Annotated in this window: 12 protein-coding genes; 11 read left to right on the plus strand and 1 reads right to left on the minus strand. The window is 72.3% G+C overall.

Features of this window, described 5'->3' with window-relative positions; translation table 11 throughout:
• Both OZN99_RS20905 and OZN99_RS20910 read left to right on the plus strand, forming a co-directional pair.
• Positions 1 to 790 (plus strand): 4-alpha-glucanotransferase (locus OZN99_RS20905; RefSeq protein ID WP_270937190.1); only part of this gene is annotated, 790 nt, incomplete at its 5' end.
• 53 nt (positions 791 to 843) lie between these two features.
• On the plus strand, positions 844 to 1,941 hold the full coding sequence (locus tag OZN99_RS20910) for an alpha-hydroxy acid oxidase (protein WP_270937191.1): 1,098 nt from the start codon (positions 844 to 846) through the stop codon (positions 1,939 to 1,941).
• A gap of 22 nt (positions 1,942 to 1,963) precedes the next feature.
• Here the strand turns inward: OZN99_RS20910 and OZN99_RS20915 are convergent, their stop codons facing one another.
• Positions 1,964 to 2,395 (minus strand): hypothetical protein, encoded by a 432-nt coding sequence (locus OZN99_RS20915; protein ID WP_270937192.1) that lies wholly within the window; start codon positions 2,393 to 2,395, stop codon positions 1,964 to 1,966.
• Positions 2,396 to 2,737: 342 nt separating this feature from the next.
• On the opposite strand from OZN99_RS20915, the gene OZN99_RS20920 reads away from it, so the two are divergent.
• The 9 genes from OZN99_RS20920 to OZN99_RS20960 form a co-directional block, all read left to right on the plus strand.
• On the plus strand, positions 2,738 to 4,054 hold the full coding sequence (locus OZN99_RS20920; RefSeq protein ID WP_270937193.1) for a tyrosine-type recombinase/integrase: 1,317 nt from the start codon (positions 2,738 to 2,740) through the stop codon (positions 4,052 to 4,054).
• 94 nt (positions 4,055 to 4,148) lie between these two features.
• Positions 4,149 to 4,472, plus strand: a complete 324-nt coding sequence (locus OZN99_RS20925; RefSeq protein ID WP_270937194.1) for a hypothetical protein — start codon at positions 4,149 to 4,151, stop codon at positions 4,470 to 4,472.
• Positions 4,473 to 4,854: 382 nt separating this feature from the next.
• Positions 4,855 to 5,349 (plus strand): hypothetical protein, encoded by a 495-nt coding sequence (locus tag OZN99_RS20930; protein WP_270937195.1) that lies wholly within the window; start codon positions 4,855 to 4,857, stop codon positions 5,347 to 5,349.
• Positions 5,350 to 5,463: 114 nt separating this feature from the next.
• Positions 5,464 to 5,679, plus strand: a complete 216-nt coding sequence (locus OZN99_RS20935) for a hypothetical protein (protein WP_270937196.1) — start codon at positions 5,464 to 5,466, stop codon at positions 5,677 to 5,679.
• 86 nt (positions 5,680 to 5,765) lie between these two features.
• Positions 5,766 to 6,296 (plus strand): hypothetical protein, encoded by a 531-nt coding sequence (locus OZN99_RS20940; RefSeq protein WP_270937197.1) that lies wholly within the window; start codon positions 5,766 to 5,768, stop codon positions 6,294 to 6,296.
• Complete coding sequence (locus OZN99_RS20945; RefSeq protein ID WP_270937198.1) at positions 6,290 to 6,499, plus strand: hypothetical protein; 210 nt, start codon at positions 6,290 to 6,292, stop codon at positions 6,497 to 6,499. Before OZN99_RS20940 ends, OZN99_RS20945 begins: the two co-directional genes overlap by 7 nt.
• Positions 6,496 to 7,170: a hypothetical protein gene (locus OZN99_RS20950; protein ID WP_270937199.1), complete on the plus strand. Its 675-nt coding sequence runs from the start codon at positions 6,496 to 6,498 to the stop codon at positions 7,168 to 7,170. Before OZN99_RS20945 ends, OZN99_RS20950 begins: the two co-directional genes overlap by 4 nt.
• A 2-nt stretch (positions 7,171 to 7,172) precedes the next feature.
• Positions 7,173 to 7,367: a hypothetical protein gene (locus tag OZN99_RS20955; protein ID WP_270937200.1), complete on the plus strand. Its 195-nt coding sequence runs from the start codon at positions 7,173 to 7,175 to the stop codon at positions 7,365 to 7,367.
• A 5-nt stretch (positions 7,368 to 7,372) separates the two neighbouring features.
• The coding region (locus OZN99_RS20960; protein ID WP_270937201.1) for a hypothetical protein at positions 7,373 to 7,580 on the plus strand (208 nt) is incomplete at its 3' end.

Consider the following 7,580-nt stretch of genomic DNA (forward strand, 5'->3'; position numbering starts at 1 on the left):
GCGCGCGGCCGCGGCAACGGGCCACGCCGCCTTCGCGGCGCTGCTGCGCGCCAACATGCGCCACGCCGCGGCGCTGCGCATCGACCACGTGCTGGGCCTGCGGCGGCTGTTCCTCGTGCCGGAGGGCGCGCGCGGGCGCGACGGCGCCTACCTGTCCTATCCGTTCCCGATGATGCTGGGCCAGGTCGCGCTGGAATCGCAGCGCGCGCGCTGCCTGGTGGTGGGCGAGGACCTGGGCACGGTGCCGGAAGGCATCGGGGAGGCGCTGCAATCCGCCGCGGTGCTGTCCTATCGCGTGCTGTGGTTCGAGCGGCAGCGCGAGGGCTTCGTGCCGCCATCGCGCTGGCCGGCGCGCGCGGCGGCCTGCGTCTCGACCCACGACCTGGCGACGCTGGCCGGCTTCTGGACCGGCGCCGACCTCGAGGAACGCGCGGCGCTCGGGCTGCTGGCCGACCTGCCGGCGGCGCTGGCGGAGCGCGCGGCGGACCGGGCTCTGCTCTGCCGCCTGCTGGATGCTGAGGGGCTGCTGCCGGCCGGTGCCTCGGCCGAAGGGGAGCTGGACGATGCGCTGGCCGCGGCGGTGCATGCGCTGGTTGCGCGCACGCCCTCGGCGCTGATGCTCGTGCAGGCCGAGGACCTGGCGGGCGCGACCGTGGCGGTGAACCTGCCAGGCACCGACCGGGAGCGGCCGAACTGGCGCAACCGCCTGCATGTCACCGCCGCGGGCCTGGTGGACCTGCCGCGGGCACGGGCGGTGCTGGCGCGACTGCGTGTGGAGCGGCCGGTCTAGGAAGCCCCCGCGGCCCGTTGCAGACTGCCGCCGCACGAGGATGGGGAAACGCCATGTCGGCCGAGGCACAGCAACGCTTCCAGACGCTGCACGAGCTGGTGAAGGCGGCGAAGCTCCGGCTCAACGCGAACATCTGGGACTACCTGGTCGGCGCGACCGAGACCGAGACGACGATGCAGCGCAACCGCGCGGCGCTGGACTCCATCGCCTTCCGCCCGCGCGTGCTGCGGGACGTGAGCAAGGTGGACAGCGGCGGCGACTTCCTCGGCCGGCGCGTGCGGCTGCCGGTGTTCCTCGCGCCCGTCGGCTCGCTAGACAGCTTCGAGCCGGGCGGCGCGGCGACGGCGGGACGCGCCGCGGCGGCCTTCGGCGTGCCGATCATGGTCTCCTCCGTCACCGAGCCAGGGTTGGAGAAGTCGGCGCAGGCGGTCGGCTCCGGGCCGAAGATGTTCCAGCTCTATGTCCGCGGCGGGCCGGAGGCGGTGGATGAGCACGTGAAGCGCGCGATGGATTCGGGCTACGACGCCTTCGCCATCACCGTGGACACCGCCCATTACAGCCGGCGGGAGCGCGACATCGCCAAGCGCTTCGTGAAGCACTGGCGCGCGCGGTCGGAGGGCATGAACCATCAGGCGGCGCTCTCCTGGGCCGATATCGCGCGATTCCGCGACCGGCACCCCGCGGTCACGCTGATCCTGAAGGGCATCGGCTGCGGCGAGGATGCGGAGATCGCCGTGCAGCACGGCGTGCACGTGGTCTATGTCTCGAACCATGGCGGGCGGCAGCTGGACCACGGGCGCGGCTCGCTGACCGTGCTGCCGGAGGTGGTGCAGGCGGTCGGCGGGAAGGCGCGAGTGTGGATGGATGGCGGCATCAGCCGCGGCACGGACCTGGTGAAGGCCGTTGCGCTGGGCGCGGAGATGGTCGGGATCGGCCGGCTGTACTGCTACGGCCTGGCCGCCGCGGGCGAGGAAGGCGTGCGGCGTGTCCTCGAGCTGCTGGAGGACGAGGTGCAGACCTGCCTCGGCCTGCTCGGCGCGACCAGTTTCGCTGCGGTGGAGCGCAGCCAGCTGGCGGCGGCGCAGCCGGTGGCGGTGCCGCATGTGCACTCCGCCTTCCCGCTGCTGGCGGAGCCGGAGAGGGGTTATTGAACGTGCGCCGCGCGGGGGAGACTCAGCGCGGCGCCAGACACGGGACGCGAAGGCGTCCCTCACGGGTCATCACGACCTCGCCGGCGGCGATCCGTCGGCCACGCTCTCCAGCGTGCGGGATGTCCTGCACCACCACGAAATCGCCTGAGCTGCGGCGGCCCACCAGCAGATAGACGGCGGGCTTCGCGCCCTGGTGCAGCACGAGCCCGGAGCGAACCGTGGCAGGATCGAAGCCAAGATCGCCATCGACCCGCGCAGCGCGGGCGAGAAGGGTCTGCAACGGGACCGGCTGACCGACTTCGATGACGCGCGCCAGCGCCTGTGAGCGCAGGGAGCCAGCCTGCGCGCGGTAGGCGCGCCCGGTCCAGATCACGTGATGCGTCGGCGCGCTCCGCCGCTGCGCCTCGGCGAGCGTGGAGGCGGATACGTGTTCCATGGCGCGGTGGCGAGTCATCGCTGAGCCTCCCGGGCAGGTCCTGGGAGGTTATCAGCGCGTCACGCCCATGGAGGGTCAGAACGTGTAGTCAGCGGGTGCGAAATCGTAACGGCCAAGCCGCGCCGACGATGCGATGGCTGGCGCGGCCGCTCCGAGCAGAGGAAGTTTGCTGGCGGACCCGAGATCCGCCACACTCCTCCGCCACCGCCACCCACCGCGCTCCAGACTGCCGTTAATTTTCAGGTGCTTATCTGGCTCCTGTCTCCCAGCGAGAGCCAAGGCGAGCCACTGAACGCCAAATCTGCTTGTGGGTAGCTTGGGGGTAGCTTAGTGTGGATCCCGGAATAAGGGTCTACACCTATGACCAATCTGACCGTCGCCGAGGTGAAGGCGGCCCGGCACTCCGGGCGGAAGACCGAGCACGGAAAGGTGCGACCGGAGCGGATCAGTGACGCCCATGGGTTGTATTTGCAGCTCGCGCCCGGTGCCGAGGCGGGCAAGGCGGCCGGCAAGTCCTGGCTGTTCCGCTACAGCTTCGCCGGCAAGGCGCGCGAGATGGGCCTCGGCAAGGTGTCGCTGGCCGACGACAAGCCGGGCGTGACGCTCGGCGCGGCCCGGCGGAAGGTGACGGAGCTGCACGCCAAGCTGCGCGACGGCATAGACCCGATCGCCGAGCGGGATGCGCGCTTCGCCAGCGCGAAGGCGGAGGCGCAGGCCGCAGCCGCGCGCACGAAGACCTTTCGCGAGGTGACGGATCTCTACCTCGCCGCCCACGAGGCCACCTGGAAGAACGTCAAGCACCGGCAGCAATGGGAGAACACGCTCGCGACCTACGCCTTCCCGCACTTCGGCGATCGACCGGTTGCGGACGTGGACACCGCGGCCGTGCTGGCGGCCCTTGAGCCGATCTGGAAGACGAAGACCGAGACCGCCACGCGGCTACGCCAGCGGATCGAGACCGTGCTCGACTTCGCCACGCCGCGCGGCTGGCGCAGCGGCGAGAACCCGGCGCGCTGGCGCGGCCACCTTGAGGCGACGCTGCCGAAGCCGGGGAAGATCGCCAAGGTGGAGCACCACGCCGCCCTGCCCTGGGCCGAGGCCGGCGCGTTCATGGTCGCGCTGCGCCAGCGCGAAGGCGTCGCGGCCCGGGCGCTGGAGTTCGGCATCCTGACCGCAGCGCGATCCGGCGAGGTGCGCGGCGCCCGGTGGTCGGAGATCGACCTGGCCCGCGGCGTGTGGGTGGTGCCCGGCGACCGGATGAAGGCGGGCCGCGAGCATCGCGTTCCGCTTTCGGCGGCGGCGGTGGCGATCCTCCGCACGATGGCCGACCTGCGCGATGCGGAGGCGCCCGACCCGCTGGTGTTCCCGGGCCTGCGGCAAGGCAAGCCGCTGTCCGAGAACACGCTGAACGAGGTGCTCAAGCGGATGAAGCGGCCGGACCTGACCGTCCACGGCTTTCGCAGCACCTTCCGCGACTGGGCCGCCGAGCGGTCGCAGTTTCCCCGTGAGCTCGCCGAGAAGGCGCTCGCCCATGTCCTGGGTGACGCGACGGAAGCCGCCTACCAGCGCGGCGACATGTTCGAGAAGCGCCGCCGGATGATGGACGCATGGGCCGAGTTCTGCGCCCGCGCCGCCAAGCCGGCCGAGGTGGTGCCGCTGCGCGCCGCCGGCGCCTGAGATCCGCGCCGGGGCGGATCCCCGGCATCCAGGGCGGCGGGAACGGGCGCTGGAACGCCCGCCCCGCCTAACCCCGAACATGGGAAGGACCCCCATGCCCGAGGCTACCGACAAGATCGCCGCGCAGAGCGGCAACGACAATGCGGACCCGGCGCGCCGCGCGCTGCTGGATCTGGAGCCGACCATGACCGCGTTGAACGGCGCGGCGGCCGTGCTGGTGCTGGCGACGGCGGGGATCGCCGCGCGGCGGGAGCACAGCGACATGGCACCCTGGGAAGGCGAGGGCCTGGGATACCTCGCGCAGCACATCCACGACCTGGCCGAGACCGCCGCGTCCATCGTGGAGGCACGCCGGCCGGCCTGGCGCGTGGGGCAGCCGTTCCGCGCGATCCTGCGGCCCGAGGAAAGCGCGGCATGAGCCCGGACGCGTGGAGGCCGGTCGGCGCGCGGCCCGGCAGCGACCTGCATCCCGTCCCCTGCGTGCGGATTGCCTGCCCGTTGGTGGGTGGATGCGACAGGGCGCGGCGTGCGGCGCCGCTGGCTCCAGCCTGCCCGGTGCTCGGGCATCGGGGGCCGCGCGCCGGCCTCGCGAAGCCGCCGAGAACGAGGCGGCAAGGCAGGGCGGAGGCGTGACGCGCAGGCCCACCATGAAGGGTGGGGCGGAGCGTTGCTCCGCCCCTGACCGCGGAAAAACGACGCCCTCGCGGCAAGCTGTCCGACCTACCCCCGGCGAACCCCCGAGGGGCAGCAAGAAGCGAGGGCCGCGTCCGATCTACGACGATGCCGAGCTACACCAGTTGATGGCGGAGCGGATCGTTGACGGTCGTTCCCGCACGCCGAAGGCTGCGGCGGAAGCGCTGGCCCTTGAGCTGCTCTCGCTTGGCGACTTGCGCATCTTCAGCGCGACGCTCGGAGCATCGGAGCACGACCTTACGCCGGCTGCGTCAGAGAGCCGGGTGCGCATTCGGCGATGGCTGGACAGCACCGCAAAGCGTCTGGCGGAGGGCTATACGCCTGTCCGGCGCCGGCTCGAGTTCCAGGCCCGAACGACCGCGCTGGTCCGAGCCGGGCGCGCAAAGGGCGTGGCGACAAGACTGCTGACTGAACCGCAGCCACGCGATCCTTGGCAGGTGCGTGCCGAAAGAGTGGCCGCGCAGCTCGATGAGTTGGCGTGGCAAGCCCGGCACGTCGCGTTCACGTTGCGCTACGGCGCAGCGCGGAACGAGACCACCTATCGGAGCCTGCTCGCATGGGCGGGCGATCTCCTGGCGAAGAGCCGCTGGCCGCCGGTCTGACCTTGGGCCAATTCGCGAAACCAGCCAATTCGCGAAATAGGTCCCGAGCGCATCTGCATGGCGTGACTAGCCTCCACGCACCGCCACGAAGCGGGAGCATGACGGAGGGCACCCTTGCGGATCGTCACCCAAGAACAGGCGCAGCGTGAGCCGCTCGCCTACACGCTGCGCAGCGCCACCCTCGCCACTGGGCTGAGCGAGAACACGCTGCGCCGCCGCGCGGCCGAGGGCCGCCTGCGGCTGGTGAAGATCGAGGGCCGGACGCTGGTGGACGGCGACAGCCTGCGCGCGATGATCCGCGGCGCGGCAACCGGGCAGGCTGCGGCATGAGCGGCGCGCAGCAGCCGCCGGCGGGCGCGCCGGCCGCCTCCGTCGCCGACCCGATGGCGCTCCTCTCGCCGGCAGAGCGCGCACACATGGAGGCGGTGGATCTCGCCAAGCAGCGCTCCGCCTTCATGCCTTGGGATCCTCGGTTCCAGGCGCTGGACAAGGCAGTGGGCGCCGCAGCCGCGCGCGAGGCGGCGGCGCAGGCCGAAGCCGAAGCGGCAGCCAGGCCGGAAGTCCCCTCTGAATACCCGCTCTGGACTGTCTCTCTGCCGAGCGACGTGCCGATGCAGGACGCGCGCGCTGCAACGGATCTGATGGCGGGCGCGGCGCGCAACCTCGGCCTCACGAAGGACGAGTTCGTGGTCGCTGCGGAGGCATACAACAGCGTCGCGCGCGACGCTGCGCTCGGACGCCCGCTGAACGGCGAGGCCGAGCTGCAGAAGATGCGCGGCATGTGGGGTGCGGACTTCGACCGTAACCTCGCCATCGTGCGTGCGGAGGTGAAGCGCCTCGGCCCTGACGTTGCGGCTTGGCTCGACGAGACCGGCCTCGGCAACAGCAGCCGGCTCGCGCACCTGATCCTGTCAGCCGCGCGCCGGCATGGGCGGGCACCATGGTGAAGGGCCTTCGCACCAAGCTGATCCGCGCCGGCGCGCTGCGCGGCGCGCTGCACAACGCAGAGGCCGAGCACGACGCCGCTGCCAACCCGCACGATCGGGCCGCCGCCGCGGCGCATGCCATGGCCCTGCGCGATCGTCTCGCGCTCGCCGAGATGGACCTGCCTGCCTTCGCGCGTCGCAAGCCGACCGAGGCGCCCCGATGATCGAGCACGAGGCAGGCATCGCGCTCCGCGCGCAGGACGTGGCGGAGCTGGAGGCGCGGCTCGGCAGCTGCGAGGGCACGGTCGCCGACCTCGATGCCGAGTGCCAGAAGCTGGCGCTTGCGGCGGAGTTGGGCGACGCCAGTTCCGCAGCGCGGCACGACGAGGCGCTACGCCACCTGAACGCCGCCCGGTCTCGCATGGAGATCGTCGGGCGCGCGCTGACCGAGGCGCGGCTGCGGCACGAGGCTGCGCTTGCCGATCGCCAGGCTGCGCTGCACGCGGCGCGTGAGCGTGCCGTCAGCATCGAGCTTGACGCGATCGAGGCGGATGGCCGTTGCGCACTGGCGGCGCTGTCGGCGGCTGCGGATCAGCTCGCGACGTGGCGCGCGCGCGTCGAGACATTCGGCCGCAGCGTCGCGGACTGCCCTGGCGTGTCGCACCTGCCCGTCCGCGCGCAGCAGCTGATGCGCAGCGCCGTGGCGTGGCGGCTGCAGCACGAATTGCTGCTGCGCGAGCGCCCCCAGGCCAAGCCGGAGTGCCCGGCGCGCCGGTGGCGACGCGACGCCGAGGCCGATCTGCACCGCGCGGGCATCCTCGGCCGCCCCGACCATGGCGCGCCGGATGCCGACGAGACCACGCACCACGAACCCCAGCCGCAGGAGGCCGCGTAGCCATGCCCGTGATGACTGCCCCCCTCAACTCGGTCGAAGCCCAGCAGGTCGCGATCTCGGCCGCCACCAGCGCGAGCGAGACGGCCGGGATCATCTCCGTGGTGATCCAGCCAGGCACGACGAATGAACAGCTGCGCCGCGCACTGCGCGTGGCCGCGGACGCGGCGCGCCGCGATGCCAACGTGTTCAGGGGCTGACGGCGATGTGCTTCGATCCGGTGACCGCCCTCACCGTCGCGACCGCCGTTGCCGCTGGTTACGGCGCGCTGTCGCAGGGCGCGCAAGCGCAGGCGGCGGCGAACACCAACGCCGCCCTGGCGCAGCGGGAGGGCGAGGTCGCGCAGGCGCTGGCGGAGCGCAACGCGCGGGCGCTGGAGCAGCGGGCCGGCGAGCGCACCCAGGTGGCCGAGG

The organism is Falsiroseomonas oryzae (assembly GCF_027856955.1).
Classification (GTDB): domain Bacteria; phylum Pseudomonadota; class Alphaproteobacteria; order Acetobacterales; family Acetobacteraceae; genus Falsiroseomonas; species Falsiroseomonas oryzae.